Annotated in this window: 16 protein-coding genes; 6 read left to right on the top strand and 10 right to left on the bottom strand. The window is 73.1% G+C overall.

The window, feature by feature from the left end; genetic code table 11:
• Nucleotides 1–5 precede the first annotated feature (5 nt).
• Genes LDL48_RS32935 through LDL48_RS32905 form a run of 7 tightly spaced genes read right to left on the bottom strand, consistent with a single transcriptional unit; the run spans nt 6 to nt 6,985 of the window.
• Complete coding sequence (locus LDL48_RS32935) at nt 6–1,124, bottom strand: LLM class flavin-dependent oxidoreductase (protein WP_225259032.1); 1,119 nt, start codon at nt 1,122–1,124, stop codon at nt 6–8.
• A 2-nt stretch (nt 1,125–1,126) separates the two neighbouring features.
• Complete coding sequence (locus LDL48_RS32930; RefSeq protein WP_225259031.1) at nt 1,127–2,392, bottom strand: NtaA/DmoA family FMN-dependent monooxygenase; 1,266 nt, start codon at nt 2,390–2,392, stop codon at nt 1,127–1,129.
• Nucleotides 2,385–3,446 (bottom strand): LLM class flavin-dependent oxidoreductase, encoded by a 1,062-nt coding sequence (locus tag LDL48_RS32925; RefSeq protein ID WP_225259030.1) that lies wholly within the window; start codon nt 3,444–3,446, stop codon nt 2,385–2,387. Before LDL48_RS32925 ends, LDL48_RS32930 begins: the two co-directional genes overlap by 8 nt.
• The gene (locus tag LDL48_RS32920) at nt 3,443–4,309 is read right to left on the bottom strand and encodes a TauD/TfdA dioxygenase family protein (RefSeq protein ID WP_225259029.1); all 867 of its coding nucleotides are present in this window, start codon (nt 4,307–4,309) and stop codon (nt 3,443–3,445) included. Before LDL48_RS32920 ends, LDL48_RS32925 begins: the two co-directional genes overlap by 4 nt.
• A complete protein-coding gene (locus LDL48_RS32915) occupies nt 4,306–5,079 on the bottom strand; it encodes an ABC transporter ATP-binding protein (RefSeq protein WP_225259028.1) in 774 nt (257 codons plus the stop codon). Before LDL48_RS32915 ends, LDL48_RS32920 begins: the two co-directional genes overlap by 4 nt.
• Nucleotides 5,066–6,097 (bottom strand): taurine ABC transporter substrate-binding protein, encoded by a 1,032-nt coding sequence (locus LDL48_RS32910; protein ID WP_225259027.1) that lies wholly within the window; start codon nt 6,095–6,097, stop codon nt 5,066–5,068. The genes LDL48_RS32915 and LDL48_RS32910 overlap by 14 nt, the downstream gene beginning before the upstream one ends.
• A 12-nt stretch (nt 6,098–6,109) precedes the next feature.
• Entirely contained in the window at nt 6,110–6,985 is an 876-nt protein-coding gene (locus LDL48_RS32905; protein WP_225259026.1) for an ABC transporter permease, read from the bottom strand.
• Between the two features lie 194 nt (nt 6,986–7,179).
• On the opposite strand from LDL48_RS32905, the gene LDL48_RS32900 reads away from it, so the two are divergent.
• Together LDL48_RS32900 and LDL48_RS32895 are read left to right on the top strand one after the other, a co-directional pair.
• Nucleotides 7,180–7,671, top strand: coding sequence for a beta-class carbonic anhydrase (locus LDL48_RS32900; protein ID WP_225259025.1), 492 nt, complete (start codon nt 7,180–7,182; stop codon nt 7,669–7,671).
• 218 nt (nt 7,672–7,889) lie between these two features.
• Nucleotides 7,890–8,213, top strand: a complete 324-nt coding sequence (locus LDL48_RS32895; RefSeq protein WP_225259024.1) for a hypothetical protein — start codon at nt 7,890–7,892, stop codon at nt 8,211–8,213.
• Here LDL48_RS32895 and LDL48_RS32890 read toward each other — a convergent pair.
• Complete coding sequence (locus LDL48_RS32890; protein ID WP_225259023.1) at nt 8,164–9,396, bottom strand: sensor histidine kinase; 1,233 nt, start codon at nt 9,394–9,396, stop codon at nt 8,164–8,166. The two genes, LDL48_RS32895 and LDL48_RS32890, sit on opposite strands and share 50 nt — an antisense overlap.
• Nucleotides 9,393–10,049, bottom strand: coding sequence for a response regulator transcription factor (locus tag LDL48_RS32885; protein WP_225259022.1), 657 nt, complete (start codon nt 10,047–10,049; stop codon nt 9,393–9,395). Before LDL48_RS32885 ends, LDL48_RS32890 begins: the two co-directional genes overlap by 4 nt.
• A gap of 105 nt (nt 10,050–10,154) precedes the next feature.
• Here LDL48_RS32885 and LDL48_RS32880 point away from each other — a divergent pair, with 105 nt between their 5' ends.
• The 4 genes from LDL48_RS32880 to LDL48_RS32865 are packed head-to-tail and all read left to right on the top strand — an operon-like array spanning nt 10,155 to nt 13,586.
• The gene (locus LDL48_RS32880) at nt 10,155–10,712 is read left to right on the top strand and encodes a hypothetical protein (RefSeq protein ID WP_225259021.1); all 558 of its coding nucleotides are present in this window, start codon (nt 10,155–10,157) and stop codon (nt 10,710–10,712) included.
• Nucleotides 10,709–11,749: a peptidoglycan-binding protein gene (locus LDL48_RS32875; RefSeq protein WP_225259020.1), complete on the top strand. Its 1,041-nt coding sequence runs from the start codon at nt 10,709–10,711 to the stop codon at nt 11,747–11,749. The genes LDL48_RS32880 and LDL48_RS32875 overlap by 4 nt, the downstream gene beginning before the upstream one ends.
• On the top strand, nt 11,746–12,402 hold the full coding sequence (locus tag LDL48_RS32870; protein ID WP_225259019.1) for an ABC transporter ATP-binding protein: 657 nt from the start codon (nt 11,746–11,748) through the stop codon (nt 12,400–12,402). Before LDL48_RS32875 ends, LDL48_RS32870 begins: the two co-directional genes overlap by 4 nt.
• On the top strand, nt 12,399–13,586 hold the full coding sequence (locus LDL48_RS32865) for an ABC transporter permease (RefSeq protein WP_225259018.1): 1,188 nt from the start codon (nt 12,399–12,401) through the stop codon (nt 13,584–13,586). The genes LDL48_RS32870 and LDL48_RS32865 overlap by 4 nt, the downstream gene beginning before the upstream one ends.
• A gap of 49 nt (nt 13,587–13,635) precedes the next feature.
• Here LDL48_RS32865 and LDL48_RS32860 read toward each other — a convergent pair whose 3' ends face one another.
• Complete coding sequence (locus tag LDL48_RS32860; protein ID WP_225259017.1) at nt 13,636–16,611, bottom strand: 3-keto-alpha-glucoside-1,2-lyase-like domain-containing protein; 2,976 nt, start codon at nt 16,609–16,611, stop codon at nt 13,636–13,638.
• Nucleotides 16,612–16,666: the final 55 nt, after the last annotated feature.

Here is a 16,666-nt window from a genome sequence, read left to right as displayed (position 1 = left end):
CGGGGTCAGCCGGACCACGCCTTGGCGAGCAGTTCGAACGACCGGACCCGGTCGGCGTGCCCGTGGGTGATCGTGGTGATCAGCAGTTCGTCCGCGCCGGTGACCCGTTGCAGCGTGCGCAGCCGCTCGGCCACCCGGTGCGGCGAGCCGACGAACTGGGTGGCGATCCGGTCGGCGACGAGCGCGCGTTCCGCCTCGGTCCACCGGTGGGCGAGCGCCTCCGCCTCGGTGGGGAACGGGATCGCCCCCGCGCCGGTCCGGATGCTGCGCACCCACAGGCCGTACGGCGCCGCCAGACGCCGGGCCGTCTCGTCGTCGTCGGCGACCACGACGTCGGCGGACACCATCACCCGCGGCCGGGTGAGCGTGTCCGACGGGCGGAAGGCCCGGCGGTACGCCTCGACCGCCTCCAGCACCCGGGCGGGGGCGACGTGGTAGTTCGCCGCGAACGGCAGCCCACGCTCCCCGGCCACCCGGGCACTCTGCCCGGCGCTGCTGCCCAGGATCCAGATCTGCAGGTCCGCGCCCTCCCCCGGCACGGCCAGCGCCTCGTTGCCGTCCTCGTCCATGACCGGACCGGCGAGCAGGGCCTGGATCTCGTTCAGCACGTCGGCGAAGTCGGCGGGCTCCGCGCCCGGCTGGTGCAGCAGCCGGGCGAAGAGCGCCGACCGGCGGGACGTCAGCAGCGGCGCGAACGAGAACGGCGCCGGGATCAGCAGGCCGTCCACGGTGTGTTCGCATCCCGGCTCCGGCGGCGGCGTACCTTCCTGCAACGCCTCCCGGCGCCGCTGCCCGGACCGGCCCAGCCCGAGGTCGAACCGGCCGGGGTAGAGCGCGTCGAGCAGGCCGAACTGCTCCACGATGGACAGGGCGGTCTGGTGGCCGGTCTGCACCGCACCGGAACCGAGCCGGATCCGGCGGGTGTGCGCGGCGAGCTGGCCGAGCAGCAGGGCCGGCTGTGAGCTGGCCACGCCCGGCGTGAAGTGGTGTTCGGCCACCCAGTACCGCTCGTACCCGAACTGCTCGGCCTGTTGCGCGAGGTCGACGCTGCGCCGCAGGGCGTCGGTGAGGTCGCTGCCGGACACCAGCGGCGCGAGGTCCAGAACAGACAGGGGTACGGCCATGGCTAACTCACTCCCAGGTGTCCGCGCAACGTGGTGGTCCGGTACTCGGAGCGGAGGACGCCGCGTTCCTGGAGCAGCGGCACGACGGTGTCGACGAACTCGTCCAGCCCGGTGGGCGTGAGGTGCGGTACCAGGATGAAACCGTCGCAGGCGCCGGTCTGCACGTACCGGTCGAGTTCGGCGGCGACGCTCTGCGGGGTGCCGACGAACGACTGCCGGCCGGTGGTCTCGATGACGAGCTCGCGGATGCTCAGGTTCTTCTGCTCGGCCCGCTCGCGCCACTCCCGCGCGGTGGCCAGCCGGTCCGGGTACTGGCCGGCCCGGCCCTGCACGACGGTGTGGTCCGAGACGTCCGGGTCGACGGCGGGCAGCGGACCGTCCGGGTCGTAGCCGGACAGGTCCCGGTTCCACACCTGCTCCAGCAGCAGGATCGCGGTCTGCGGGCTGACCTGCTGGCGGCGGATGTGGTGCGCCTTCTCCCGGGCGTCGGCGTCCGAGTCGCCGAGCACGAACGAAACCCCCGGGATGATCTTGAGGTCGTCCGGGTTCCGGCCGTACCGGCGCAGGCGGCCCTTGACGTCGCGGTAGAACGCCCGCGCGTCCTCGATCTCGTGGTGCCGGGAGAAGACCGCGTCGGCCTCGGCGGCGGCCAGCTCCCGGCCGCCCTCGGAGTCGCCGGCCTGGAAGATCACCGGGTGCCCCTGCGGGCTGCGCGGCACGCCGAACCGGCCGGCGATGTCGAACTGCGCGCCGCGGACCGCGAAGTCGCCACCGTCGGTGTCCCACAACCGCTTGGCGGTACGGATGAACTCGCCGGCCCGCTCGTACCGCAGGCGGTGCTCGAGGAAACCGCCGCGACGGAAGTTCGCCCCGAAGAACGCCCCGGACGAGGTCACCACGTTCCACGCCGCCCGGCCGCCGGACAGGTGGTCCAGCGTGGCCAGTTGCCGGGCGAGCTCGTACGGTTCGTGGAACGTCGCGTTCAGCGTGCCGGCCAGGCCGAGCCGCTCGGTGACCGCGGCCAGTCCGGCGAGCACGGTGAGGGTGTCCGGGCGCCCGACCACGTCGAGGTCGTGGATCAGCCCGCGTTGCTCCCGCAGCCGGAGTCCCTCGGCGAGGAAGAAGAAGTCGAACCGCCCCCGTTCCGCGGTGCGGGCCAGGTGCGCGAACGACGCGAACTCGATCTGGCTGCCGGCCCGCGGATCGCTCCACACGGTGGTGTTGTTCACGCCCGGGAAGTGCGCTCCGAGGATGACCTGCTTAGGCAACGACGGCTCCCTCCGCGTACCGGTTCCGGGCCGGCGGCAGTCCGAGCCGGTCCCGCAGGCGCCCGGCACGCGGTGCGAACAGCCCACGCGCCCGCAGCATCGGCACCAACCGCCGGGTGATCGCCTCCAGGTCACCGGGCAACGCGGCCGGGCGCAGGCGGAAGCCCTCGATCCCCCGGCCCCGCCAGCGCTCCAGCAGATCGGCCAGTTCCTCCGGCGGTCCGATGACCACCGTGGCGTCCGAGTCGAGCGGCCCGAGGTCCGGCCGGTCCGACACCACCAGGTCCGCGAAGATCCGCAGCGGCGATCCGGTGCGGCCGGCCGCCGCCTCGGCCGCGCGCACCGCGCCGACCACCTCGGCCACCGTGCCCTCGGCCGGCGTCACGAACACCACGTCGGCGGTGCGGGCGGCGAACTCGTACACCGACGGGGTGTGCGCCAGCGCGGTCACCACCGGCTGGCCCTGCGGCGGGCGCGGCACGATCGACGGGCCCTTGACGCTGAAGTACCGGCCGGCGAAGTCCACGTAGTGCACGCGGTCCCGGTCGAGGTACCGGCCGGTCGCCACGTCCCGGATCACCGCGTCGTCCTGCCAGCTGTCCCAGAGCCGACGGACCACCTCGACCGCGTCCGCCGCCTCGGCGAGCAGCTCGGACGCCGGCAACGGCGCACGCCGACCCAGCAGCGCCGCCTCCTCCGGCCGGCCGGACACCCGGACCTGCCAGCCGGCCCGTCCGCCGGTGAGGTAGTCCAGGGTGGCCAGCGCGGTGGACAGGTGGAACGGCTCGGTGTGCGTGGTGGTGGCGACCGGCACCAACCCGACGTGCCGGGTGAGCGGCGCCAGCCGGGCCGCGACCAGTACCGCGTCCGGACGTGCCGGGCCGGTCTCCGGCGGCCCGAACGTGTCCTCGACGGTGACGAAGTCCAGCCCGGCGGCGTCCGCCGCACGGACCGGGCCGGACCAATGCGCGGCGGTGAAGGCCGCCGCGGCGTCGCCCGGCGCGGCCGGATGCCAGCCGTGCCGGTCGAGCGCGACGGCGAGCCGGAGGCTCATCGGACCGGTTGCGGGCCTCGCGGTACGTCGCCGCGTAACGTGATGCGGTGCATGACGCGCCGCTCGGTGCCGTAGTCGCGGTTCGCGTAGTGCGCGGTGCTGCGGTTGTCCCAGAGCGCCACGTCGCCGGCCCGCCAGCGGTGCCGGACGATGTGCTCCGGCTTGGTCAGGTGGGCGTAGAGCAGGTCGAGGAGGGCCCGGCTCTCGAACTCGGACACGCCCACGATGTGCGAGGTGAAACCCGGGTTGACGAAGATGCCCTTGCGCCCGGTCTCCGGATGCACCCGGATCACCGGATGCTCCACCGGATCCAGCCGGGTGACCGTCTCGCCGTCCCAGACGTTGCCCTTGCCGCCGCGCCGCTGGGCCAGGTAGTAGCCGAACTCGCGGGTGCCGTCGTGCACCGCGGTCAGTCCGTCCACCAGCCGCTGCACCCCGGGCGCGAGCGAGTCGTAGGCGAGTTGCGCGTCCGCCCAGTTGGTGTCGCCACCGGTCGGCGGCAGGGTCACCGCGCGCAGGATCGAGCCGAGCGGCGGGCGCTTCATGAACGTCACGTCGGTGTGCCACACGTCGGCGAAGCCGTTGTCCGCGCTGTCCAGCGCGTACACCTCGGGGTGGGCCTCGTCGACGCCGCCCACCACCGGGTGCGAGGCGGTCAGTTCGCCGAGGCGCCGGCCCAGCTCCACCTGGCCGTCGTCGTCCAGGCGCTGGTCGCGCACGAACAGCACCTTGCGGTCGACCAGCGCGGCCCGCAGCGCCACCAGGTCGTCGTCGGAGGCGGCGGCCAGGTCCAGGCCGTGCACCACGGCGCCGAAGTGCGGGCCGAGCGGTTCCAGCTCCAGCCGGACGAGTGCGGCGGTCATGTGGGGCTCCCTTCCAGGTGGGCGGCCGCGCGGACGGCGTGGCCGATCTCCGAGCGCAGCGCGGCGTACTCCGGCCGGCCGCGCAGTTCGTCCGGGGTGATGCCGCTGCGCGGCAGGTCGATCCGCAGATCGAGGGCGATCCGGCCGGGCCGGGCGGTGAGCACCACCACCCGGCTGCCCAGGAACACGGCCTCGTCGACGCTGTGGGTGACGAAGACGGAGGTACGGCCGGTGGCCGCGCTGACCCGGCGCAGGTCCTCCTGCAGCCGTTCCCGGGTGAGCGCGTCCAGCGCCGCGAACGGTTCGTCGAGCAGCAGCAGCGGGTTGTCCACCGCGAGGGCCCGGGCGATGGCGACCCGCTGCTGCTGGCCGCCGGAGATCTGCCAGGTGCGCCGCTTCGACACGCCCGGCAGCCCGACGCCGGCGAGCAGTTCCTCCACCCGCTCCCGCCGGTCGGCCACGCCGGCGTAGCCGAGGCCCAGCTCGACGTTGCCGCCGACGGTCTTCCAGGGCAGCAGCCGGGGCTGCTGGAACACCATGCCGGCACCGCGCCCGGGTACCGGCGCCGTGTCTCCGGTACGCACGGTGCCGGTGGTCGGCTGCTCGAACCCGGCGATCAGCCGCAGCAGCGTGCTCTTGCCGCAGCCGGACGCGCCGACCAGCACCAGGAACTCGCCCTCCGGGACGGTGAGGTCGATCGGCCCCACCGCGGTGACGTCGCCGTACGCGTGCTCGACGCCGGTCAGCGTGATCGCGTCAGGCGAGGACATCCGGCAGGCCCTTCACGTAGACCGCCTTCTGCACGGTGGCCAGGTCCGGTACCGCGTCGATCTTCTGCTGGTCCTTCAGGAACTGGGCCGCACTGAGCAGGTTGTCGGCCAGCTTGCCGACCTTCGCCTCGGTGCCCAGCCACTCGTCGGAGGAGAGGTCCGCGGGCTTGAGGAACACGCCCTGGCTGAGCTGCTTCTGCGCCTCGGCGGTGCTCAGGTTCAGTTCCTTGCCGACCGCCTCGGCGGCGGCGGCCGGGTCCGTGGCGATCAGGTCGAGCGCCTGCGCCTCCACCTTGCGCCAGGCGTCCACCGCCTCCGGGTGGGCCTGGATGAACGCGGTGGACACCACGCCCAGGTCCAGTGTCGGTTTGCCGGCGGTGGCGAGTTCCCGGCTGGTGACCAGCACCTTGCCGGTCTTCTTCAGCTCGTCCAGCGAGGGCAGCCAGGAGTACGCGGCGTCCAGGTCGCCGCGGGTCCACGCGGCCAGGATGTCCTGCGGCTCCAGGTCCACAATGGTCAGTTCGGATTCCTTGACGCCGGCCCGGTTCAGCGCGGCGAGCAGGCTGTAGTGCGCGGTCGAGGCGAACGGCGTGGCCACCTTCTTGCCGCGCAGGCCGGCGACGTCGGTGACGCCGGATCCGTTGCGGGCCACCAGCGCCTCGTTGTCCCCGGCCACGTCCAGCACGAAGGCGACCTGGTACGGAATGTTCAGCGGAGCGGACAGCCCGCGGGCGACCGGGCTGGACCCGATCGCGGCGATGTCCACGCTGCCGGCCACGAACGCGGTGTTGATGCTGGCGCCGGAGTCGAACTTGGTCCAGGTGATCTCGTAGTCCGGCAGCGCCTTCTCCAGCAGACCCTGGTTCTTGACGATCAGGTCGCCGCTCGGGAAGGCCTGGTAGGCCAGCCGGATGGACTTGCGGTCGGCCGGGTCGGCACCGCTGGCGGCACCGTTCCCGCAGGCCGCGGTGGTGGCGGCGAGCAGTCCGGCGAGGAGCAGGGTAAGAGACTTTCGCACGGGATTCCTTGTCTAGGCACGGCCCCGCCACGGGATCAGCCGGTTCTCGGCCGTCCGCAGCAGGGCGTCGATGAGCAGGCCGGAGAGGCCGATGGCGAACAGGCCGAGCACGACGACGTCGGTCTGCGAGTAGCGCTGGGCGTCGCGGATCATGCCGCCGATGCCCGGCACGCCGTTGATGGTCTCGGCGGCGACCACCGACGAGTACGCCACCCCGACGGCGAGCCGGATGCCGGTGAAGATCTCCGGCAGCGCACTGGGCAGCACCACGTCCCGGATCACCTGCCGGCGGCCGGCGCCCAGTGCCCGGGCGGCCTCGACCAGCGCGGTCGGCGCGGAGTAGACGGCTGCCGCGGCGGCCACCGCGACCGGCGGCATGGCGGCGATCGACAGCAGCCAGATCTTCGGCGTCTCGTCGATGCCGAACCAGATGATGAACAGGCTGAAGTACGCCAGCGGCGGCAGCGCCCGGATGAACGTGACGACCGGCTCGACGACCACCCGGATCCAGGCGACCGAGCCCATCACCACCCCGAGCACCAGGCCGGCGCCGATCCCGATCGCGGAACCGACCAGGATCCGGCGCAGGCTCACGCCGAGGTGCTCGATCAGCAGGTGGCCGCTGTAGCCGCGGCGGCCGTCGTGCGTGCTGGACGTCTCGACGAGCTGGTGCCACACCGCGGACGGGGGCGGGATGAACGTGGGGTTGCGGGTGACCCGGGCGGCCACCTCCCACAGGGCGTACAGGACCGCCAGGGCGAGCAGGCGCAACAGGATCCGGCGCCGTCGTCCGCCGCGCGGCGCGGGCGCCCGGCGGCCCGCCGGCGGCCCGCCGATCGACGGTTCGGCGGCGGGCGGTGCCGTCGCGGTGGTTACCGAGGTGGACAAGTCTGGCTCCAGGAGGGCGCGCGCCGGCCCGTCACCGGTCGGGCGACGAGATCGGCGGTACGGGACGACGACATCAGCGGCCGGGGCTCGGGTCAGGAGCCACCACCCAGGCCGGCAACACCTGTATTTCCTATCGCCTTACTAGGTATATTGCAACTGTGTTCCCGGCTACTGAACCGAAGGAGCGAGGCACCATGAGCGTCACCGATGAGCTGCTCGCCAACGCCGAGCGCTACGCCGCCGACTTCGACAAGGGCGACCTGCCACTCCCGCCCGCCCGGCACGTCGCCGTGGTCGCCTGCATGGACGCCCGGCTCAACCCGTACGGCCTGCTCGGCCTCGCCGAGGGCGACGCACACGTGATCCGCAACGCCGGCGGCGTGATCACCGCCGACCAGCTGCGCAGCCTGGCGATCAGCCAGCGGCTGCTCGGCACCACCGAGATCATCCTCATCCACCACACCGGCTGCGGCATGCTCACCTTCACCGACGACGAGTTCAAGGCGGCGATCGAGGCCGAGGTGGGCGTGAAGCCGGCCTGGGCCGCGGAGGCGTTCCCCGACCTCGACGCGGACGTGCGGCAGTCGGTCCGGCGCATCCTCGCCGACCCGTTCATCCCGGTGAAGGACTCGGTGCGCGGCTTCGTGTACGAGGTCGAGACGGGCCGCCTCCGCGAGGTGAAGTAGCGCCCCGCCCGGGTCGCATCCGGTCGCGGTTTCTCGGTGGCGTGCCGCGTCGGTCGCTTGCCATGATTCGGCCGTGATCGATGACCGCCTGGTGGACCGCGCTCGGAGGCCTTGGATCGAGCTGGCCGGAGCGCAGGTCGGCTTCGCGGACTCGGCAATCGAGGTGGCCGTCTCTCCCCGGTCGTTGCTGTGCCCGGCCGGCTCTGGGACCTGCGACGTTGGCGTACTGCGACGCGGCGGGTTTCCGCCCGGTCGCCTCCGGCCTCGTGGAGTTGGCCCCGGCGGACGGGAACGAGGTGGAAGGGCTCCTGGCGCGGGTGTCGGCTGACGACGCCGACGAGTCAGGCCTGGCCGAGATCACCTCACCGGCGTTCGTGGTGCGTGCCGGGCCGGACGTGGTTGCGGCCGCCGGCTACCGCAGGTGGCCCGGCGACACCGCCCATGTCAGTGTGCTCACCGCCGAGGCCCAGGACGGACCGCGGTGCGCGCCGGTCAGCGCCGTGACGGCCCGGCGTCCGGCGGGAAGGTCACCGTCACCGTGAGCCCGCCCTCCGGCCCGGGCGCGGCGCTCACCTCGGCGCCGTGCGCCCGCGCCACCGAGCGCACGATCGACAGCCCCAGCCCGGTGCCGTGCGCCGAACCGACCCGGTCGGTGAGTCGCTGGAACGGTTCGAACAGCCGCGGGATCTCGTACCCGGCGATCTCCGGCCCGGTGTTGGTGACGGTCAGCCGGCCCGCCAGGCAGGCGACGTCGACCCGGCCTCCGGCGACGTTGTAGGCGATCGCGTTCCGCAGCAGGTTCTGCACCAGGCGTTCCAGCAGCACCGGGTCGCCGGTGGTCGCCACCGGCTCGGTGGTCACGGTGAGCGTGACGCCGGCGGCCGTTGCCTCGGAACGGGCGGCGGCGGTCAACCGGTCGGTGATCTGGGTCAGGTCGACCGGGACCGGGTCGGTCAGTTCCTGCTCGGTACGCGCCAGCAGGAGCAGGCCGTCGATCAGCTTCTCGTGCCGGGCGTTCACCGCCAGCATGGTCTCGCCCAGCTGGCGCACCTCGGCGGGCGGGTCCGGCCGGCTCAGCGCGACCTCGATCAGGGTCCGGTTGATGGCCAGCGGGGTGCGCAGCTCGTGCGAGGCGTTGGCCACGAACCGGCGCTGCGAGTCGAACGCGGCGTCCAGCCGGGCCAGCATGTCGTCGAACGTGTCGGCCAGCCGGCGCAGCTCGTCGCGCGGACCGGTGAGCCCGATCCGTTCGTGCAGGTTGCGGTCGGCGACCCGCTGCGCGGTCTCGGTGATCTGCTGGATCGGGCGCAGCGTCCGCCCGGCCGTCACCCAGCCCAGGCAGATGCCGACCAGGGCCACCCCGGCCAGCGCGATCGACCCCTGCCGCAGCAGCGAGGACAGGGTCGCCTGGCGGAAGTCGCGCTGCAGGTCCTGGGCGAGGACCCACCGGCTCTCGATGTCCAGGCGCTGATCGTCGGTCAGTCCGGTGGGCGGCACCACCGACGCGAGTTCCTCCGCGGGCCGGGTCGGAACCTCGATCGTCTCGGCGCCGGCGGGAGCCACGCCGGGTAGGGCGTACACCCGGGTCTGGTCGATGCCCTGGTTGTTCAGGGCCTGGGACAACAGCAGGTAGGTGATGGCGAGCAGCGCCGCCCCGGCGAGCAGGAACAGGCCGCCGTAGATGGCGGTCAGGCGGGCCCGGACGGTCCAGCGGTGCGGTGTCACGGGATCTGGTACCCCACTCCGGTCACCGTGTCGATCACCTGCGGGGCGCCGAGCTTGCGGCGCAGCGTCATCATCGTCACCCGGACCACGTTGGTGAACGGGTCGGTGTGCTCGTCCCAGGCCCGTTCCAGCAACTGTTCGGTGCTCACCACCGCTCCGTCGGCCCGCAGCAGCTCCTCCAGCACGGCGAACTCCTTGCGGGACACCGCCACGTGGTGGCCGTCGCGGCGTACCTCCCGGCGGGTGGTGTCCAGCCGGACCCCGGCGCGTTCCAGGACCGGGGGCGCGGCCGGCCGGGCCCGCCGGCCGAGCGCCCGCACCCGGGCCACCAGTTCACTGAACGCGAACGGCTTGGGCAGGTAGTCGTCGGCACCGAGCGCCAGGCCGTGCACCCGGTCGGTCACCTCGGACGCGGCGGTGAGCATCAGCACCCGGACCGCGCCGCCGGACGCCACCACCGACCGGCACACCTCGTCGCCGTGCACCCCCGGCAGGTCGCGGTCCAGGACCAGCACGTCGTAGCTGTGCACGGCCAGGCGCTGCAGCGCGGCGTCGCCGTCGTAGACCGTGTCGACGGCCAGCGACTGCAGCCGCAGCCCCTCGGCTATCGCGTCCGCCATCACGACCTCGTCCTCCGCCACCAGTACCCGCATCGGTCCATGGTGCGGACCGGACGATAAAGCCGCGGTAAGCGTTCGCGCTGACGGCCGTCTTATGGGCGGTGCGGTGGGCTGTGCGCCGACATGAAGGGAGCCGTGATGACGCACGGACACATGATCCGGTTGCTCGCCGTACCGCTGCTGGTCGTCGCCGCCCTGGGCGGGTGCGCGGGCGCGGACGAGAAGGCGCCCCCGGTGGCCTCGGCCGGGAAGGGCGCGGCCAGTTCGGCGCCGGCGGCGCCGGCGGACGACGCGGCGCAGATGCGCAAGTTCGCGCAGTGCATGCGCGCGGAGGGGGTCGACATACCGGATCCGGACGCGAGCGGCGGGATCGCGCTGCGGGCGGGGGACGCCGACAAGCCCGGTTCGCCGGAGGTCAAGAAGATGGAGGCCGCCGCGGAGAAGTGCCGCGAGCTGCTGCCGAACGGCGGAGAGCCGCCGAAGATGTCGCCCGAGGACGTCACCAAGATGCGAGCCATGGCGAAGTGCGTGCGGGAGAACGGCGTACCGGACTTCCCGGATCCCGATCCGGCCAGCGGCCACTTCGCCGCGATGCCCGACCACAAGAACCTCGGCGAGGCGATGGAGAAGTGCGCAAGCGTCGGGCCGGACCGGCTGCCGGCCATCCGGGGTGGCACTACCGGGGGCAGCCGGTGAGTCGCCGCACCCGCCGGCTCGTGATCGCCGTCGCCGCGGTCCTCGTCCTGGCCGGGAGCGGCGGCGTGGTGCTGCTTCTGCGGGACCGGCCGCCGGGCGCGCCCGGCGCCGACCGGCCGGCCGCCACCACCACGGTCACCCGGCAGACGCTGGCGAGCCGGACCACGGTGGACGCGGAACTCGGCTACGGCACCGCGGTCCCGCTCGCCTCCCGGGCGGCGGGCACGCTCACCTGGCTGCCCAAGGTGGGCGCCGCCGTGGACCGCGGCGGCACGCTGCTGCGCGCCGACAACCGGCCGGTGGTGCTGCTGTACGGGATCCTGCCGATGTACCGGTCGCTGGTCCCGGGCACCGACGGCCCGGACGTCGCCCAGCTGGAACGCAACCTGCGGGAACTCGGGTACGACGAGTTCACCGTCGACGACGAGTACACCTATCGGACCGCCGCCGCGGTACGCCGCTGGCAGGAGAAGCTCGGGCTGCCGGAGACCGGCGCGGTGACCCCGGAGTCGGTGGTGGTGGCCACCGGCGCGATCCGGGTGGCCGGGCACACCGGCCGGCTCGGCGGCCCGGCCACCGGCGACGTGCTGTCGTACACCGGGGCGACGCCGGTGGTGACGGTGCAGGCGGAGGCGGACGCCGCCGGGTGGGCCGACCCGGGGGTACCGGTGACCGTGACGCTGCCGGACGGCAGGCAGACCCCCGGCAAGGTCACCCACGTGGGTACGAAGGCGACGCCCAAGGACGGTGACACGCCGACCCTGCCGGTGACCGTCCGGCTCACCGACCGGGACGCACTGGGCCGGTTGCGGGAGGCGCCGGTCGAGGTCACGTACACCGGGGAGGAGCGCAAGGACGTGCTGACCGTGCCGGTCGCGGCGCTGCTCGCGCTCGCCGAGGGCGGGTACGGCCTGGAGGTGGTCGACCCGGCCGGCAGCCGCTACCTGCCGGTGGACGTCGGCCTGTTCGCCGACGGCCGGGCCGAGGTCAGCGGCGCCGGGCTCACCGACGGGATGACCGTGGGGATGGCGGCGTGATCCGGATGGCGGACGTCCGCAAGCACTATCCGGGCGGTGTCACCGCGCTCGCCGACGTGTCGCTGACCGTGGGCGCCGGCGAACTGGTCGGCGTGGTCGGGCCGTCCGGTTCGGGCAAGTCGACGATGCTGCACCTGCTGGGCGCGCTGGACCGGCCGTCCGCCGGAAGCGTGCACATCGACGGGTACGACGTGGCCGCCCTGCCGGACCGGGCGCTGTCGGCGCTGCGGGCCCGTACCGTCGGCTTCGTCTTCCAGCAGTTCCACCTGGCCGCCGGGGTCTCCGCGCTGGACAACGTCGCGGACGGCCTGCTGTACGCCGGGGTGCGGCGGCGGGAGCGCCGCCGGCGCGCGGCGCGGGCGCTGGAGCGCGTCGGTCTGGACCATCGGGCGCACCACCGGCCGCACGAGATGTCCGGCGGCGAACGGCAGCGGGTGGCGATCGCCCGGGCCGTGGTGGCGGACCCGCCGCTGCTGCTCGCCGACGAACCCACCGGCAACCTGGACACCGCGGCCGGCACGGTGGTGATGGACCTGTTGCGCGGTCTGCACGCGGCCGGCACCACGGTCGTGGTGATCACCCACGACCGGGACATCGCGGCGGCCCTCCCCCGCCGGGTGTACCTGCGCGACGGACGGCTGGTGGCCTCGTGACCCGGCTGCGCCCGGCCCGCCTGGCGGCCGCCGACGTGCTGCGGCTCGGCGCGGCCGGGCTGCGGTCCCGGCCGCTGCGGATGGTGCTGTCCGCCGCGGGCATCGCGATCGGCATCGCGGCGATGCTGGCGGTGGTCGGCATCTCCGCGTCCAGCCGGGCCGAACTGGACCGGGCGCTGGCCGGCCTGGGCACGAACCTGCTCATCGCCGGCCCCGGACAGACGCTCCGCGGCGAGGACGCGTCGCTGCCCGCGGAGTCCCTCACGATGGTCCGCCGGATCGGCCCGATCCGGTCGGTCAGCGCCACCGGGCGGCTGGACGCGAAGGTGTACCGCACCGACCGCATCCCGGCCGCGGAGAGCGGCAGCATCGCCGTGCTCGCCGCCCGCCTCGACCTGCCCGCCACGGTCCGGGCCGGGCTGGCCAGAGGCCGGTGGCTCGGTGACGTGGTGGCCGACGGTCCCGCCGTCGTCCTCGGCGCCACCGCCGCGGAGCGGCTCGGGGTCCGCGCGCCCGGCCCGCGGGTGTGGCTGGGCGGGAAGTGGTTCGCGGTCGTCGGCATCCTGGCGCCGGTGCCGCTGGCCCCGGAACTGGACGCCGCGGCGCTGGTCGGGTGGACCGCCGCGGCGAAGCTGCTGGCCTTCGACGGCGCGCCCACCACGGTCTACACCCGGTCGGTGGAGTCGGCGGTCGAGGACGTCCGGCGGGTGCTGGCGGCCACCGTGAACCCGGCCGCCCCGAACGAGGTGCAGGTGTCCCGCCCGTCCGAGGCGCTCGCCGCGGCCCGGGCCGGGGACGCCGCGCTGAACGGCCTGCTGCTCGGCCTCGGCGCGGTGGCGCTGCTGGTCGGCGGCGTCGGGGTGGCGAACACCATGGTGGTGTCGGTGCTGGAACGCCGCGCCGAGATCGGGTTGCGGCGCGCGCTGGGCGCCACCGGCGGACAGATCTGCCAGCAGTTCCTGGCCGAGTCGCTGCTGCTGGCCGGGCTCGGCGGGGTGGCCGGCGCGGCGGTGGCCACGGCGGTCACCGCGGTCTGGTCGTGGTGGCGGTCGTGGCCGGTGGCGATGCCGGTGTGGGCGCTGGCCGGTGGGGTGGCCGCCACGGTGCTGGTGGGTGCGGTGGCCGGCCTGTACCCGGCGGTCCGGGCCGCCCGGCTGGCGCCCACCGAGGCGTTGTCCCGGTGAACGACCGGACACCCCGCGGGCACCGGGGCCCGCGGGGTGTGCCGGTTCGTCAGGCGGCCGGTTCGATCCAGATGTTGCGGTACTGGACCTTGTTTCCGTGGTCCTGCAGGCGGATCGAGCCGGTCGACGGTCCCTCCGGGATGCTGCCGCCGGTCGGGCCGGTCAGTTCGACGTCGTTGTGCACGACGACGCCGTTCCACTTCACCGTGATCCGGGCGTTCGCGGTCTTCGTGCCGGCCGCGTCGTACCGGGCCGCCCGGAAATCGATGTCGTACGTCTGCCAGGTCTCCGGCGCGGTGGCGGCGTTCACGTCCGGCGCCTTCTGCTGGTAGATCGCCGCCGCCTCGTTGGTGGCCGGCGTGGTGTCACCGAACGAGTCCAGCACCTGCACCTCGTACCGCTCCTGCTGGTACACGCCGCTGTTGCCGCGGTCCTGCCCGGTGACGTCCGCCGGGAGCTGCGGAACCTTGAACTCCACGTGCAGCTTGTAGTCCCGGAACGCCTGCTTGGTGCGCAGGTCGCCGCAGCAGACCTCGATCGCGTCGCCCGGTACCCGCGGCCAGCCCGGGCCACGGCCGTCGGTGTGCTGCCACTCGGACAGGTCGCCGCCGTCGTACAGGGTGATCCGCTCGCCGGGTGGGCGCACCGTGATCAGGTCCAGGTTGACGTGGCCGGTGTCGGTGGGGTCGACCCGGTACTCGACCGTGTTGTCGCCCCGGCGCAGCTCCACCCGCTGTGTCTCGGTGGCCCAGTCGTTCCAGTTGTCCGTGCTGGGCAGCACGGCCTGGCCGGTCCTGACCCCGTTGACGTACACGCTGACGGTCTTGGTCCCGCGGAACGGGTTGGGGCCGTTGGAGTAGCGCAGCCCGACGTCGTAGGTGCCCTTGCGCTTGACGTTGACGTGCGTGGTGACGGACGCGCCGGCCGTGCCGAAGCTGTCCACGAAGGCGGCACCGGAGTATCCGGGGTGGTCGGTGCCGTCTCCGGCGCTGCCCTGGCGCCGGCCCTGCTCCAGCTCGTAGAACACCTGGTCCGGCTGTGCGCCCGGGATCGCGTTGAGCGTGTACCAGGCCTCGGTGCTCCAGAGCTGTTCGCCGTTCGCGGCCTTGAACGGGCGGGGCGAGCGCAGGTGCACGACGTGGCCCGCCTGCAGCCCGGCGACGGTGAGCGTGACGGTCCTACGGTCCTCGGTGGCCTTGACCCCGGTGACGGTCAGCTTCTCCTCGTCCACCTTCGGGCCGCCGTACTGCGGAGTCGGCACGTAGCGCCACTGCTCGACCTGGTACGACCTGGCCAGGTTCTGGATCGTCTCCACCGACAGCGGGCGGGTGTACTCGATCTTGAAGCCGGTGGCGGTGGCCTTGACGGACTTCATGTCGAACGTGTTCGCACCGTTCGGGGTGAGCTTCTGCAGGCCGTGCCAGAGCTTGCCGGTCTGGCCCCAGTTGCCCGGCGCGCCGAGCCCGCCGACGTAGATCGCGCCGTCCGGTCCGATCGTGGTGCGGTTGACACCGGCCTCCAGGCCCTGCGTGTGCCGGAACACCGCGCCCTGCAGCTCGCCGTGCACCTCTTCCAGGTATGCCCGCTGCAGTCCGCCGTAGGTCACGTCACCGATCAGCATCTGCCCCTTGAACGGCCCCTTCTTCAGCAGCACCGGGGTGCTCGGCGAGTTGGCGATCTCGTTCTGCGGCAGCCACAGCACCGGCGGGGTGACCGGGTTGGCGTCGAACTGCCCGGCCGGGTTGGTGTAGTGGTGGAAGAACCGGTCCTGCTTGATGTGCACCAGCTTCGACGCCGGCAGCCAGCCACCCTGGTTGTCCACCGCGAGCACCTCGCCGTCGGGTCCCCAGGCGGCGCCGTTCGGGGTACGCAGGCCGCCCGCGACGTAGGTGATCTTCCCGGTCCGGCGGTTCACCGTGATGCTGGTGCCGCGGTTCGTGGCGGGCTGCGGGTTGGTGGTGGCGCCGCCGAGGTCGATGGCGACCGACAGGTTGAGGTGGAAGTTGCCGCCCTTGTACAGCAGGCCGAACGCGAACTCGTGGAAGTTGCCGCCGTACGGCCAGGTCGCCACGGTGCGGGAGGCGTCGGCGACGTCGTCACCGTCGGTGTCACGCAGCTCGGTCAGCTCGTGCTTCTGGGACACGTAGATCATCCCGTCGACCACCGCGACGCCCATCGGCTCGCGCAGTCCCTCGGCGAACTTCGTGTACCTGACCTTGCTGGGGTCGGTCTCGCCGGTGACCCCGTCCACCAGGTAGACCTCACCGAGGGTGTTGTTGCTGCCGCCCCAGGTGGTGATGACCATGCGGCCGTCCGCGGTCCAGTCCATCCCGGAGACCTTCGGCTCGAAGCCCTCGGGCCGCAGGTTGGTCAGCGTGTAGTTGGGGTGGACGGCGTCCAGCGGCAGGCCGTCACCGGGCGCGTCGTTCGAGCCCTCGCACTGCTTCTGCCCCGGAGCGGTCACCCGGACCACGTCGGCGTCCGTGCTGAGCACCGAGTTCGGCACGATCTCAAAATCGGCGGCCCCGGGCGGCCGCCAGGCCAGCGTGAGCTGCTGTCCGCCGCCGGCCTCGAAGAACTCGACCCGCAGGGCGTGCGGACCGGCGGTCAGCGCCACCGAGCCGTCCTTCGACGTCACACCGTGCAGTCCGTCGTGGTCCACCACCACGGTGTCGTCGAGGTACAGCCGGGAGCCGTCGTCGCTGCTCAGCCGGAACATGTAGACGCCGTCGGCCGGGACGTTGAGGTAACCCACCGCGTGCGCCACGAAGTTGTCCTCGAGCCCGAACGCGTCACCGGTCCAGTCGATCACCGGCATCAGCCGGTCGACGTTCGGCGTCTGTCCCGGCTTCAGCGTGCAGATCTCGGTGAGTGGAATCCGGGTGTCGAAGGCCCGCATTGTTACGCCCGGCTGCTGCGGTGGAATGTCGGCCGCGGCGGCGGGAGCCGGGTGGACCAGCATCGCCCCTAACAGGCCCACCAGCACGGCGGGCAGCGAGCGACGCAGCACACGTCGTCGGATCATGGCGCTCCTTCAGGTCACCGGATCGGTCGCGCTGACCACGACGATCCACTTGCGC

This window comes from Jidongwangia harbinensis (assembly GCF_020216025.1).
GTDB classification, from domain to species: domain Bacteria; phylum Actinomycetota; class Actinomycetes; order Mycobacteriales; family Micromonosporaceae; genus Actinoplanes; species Actinoplanes harbinensis.
Note: the sequence above shows the minus strand (reverse complement) of the source record. Positions and strands in the feature narration are given on the sequence as shown.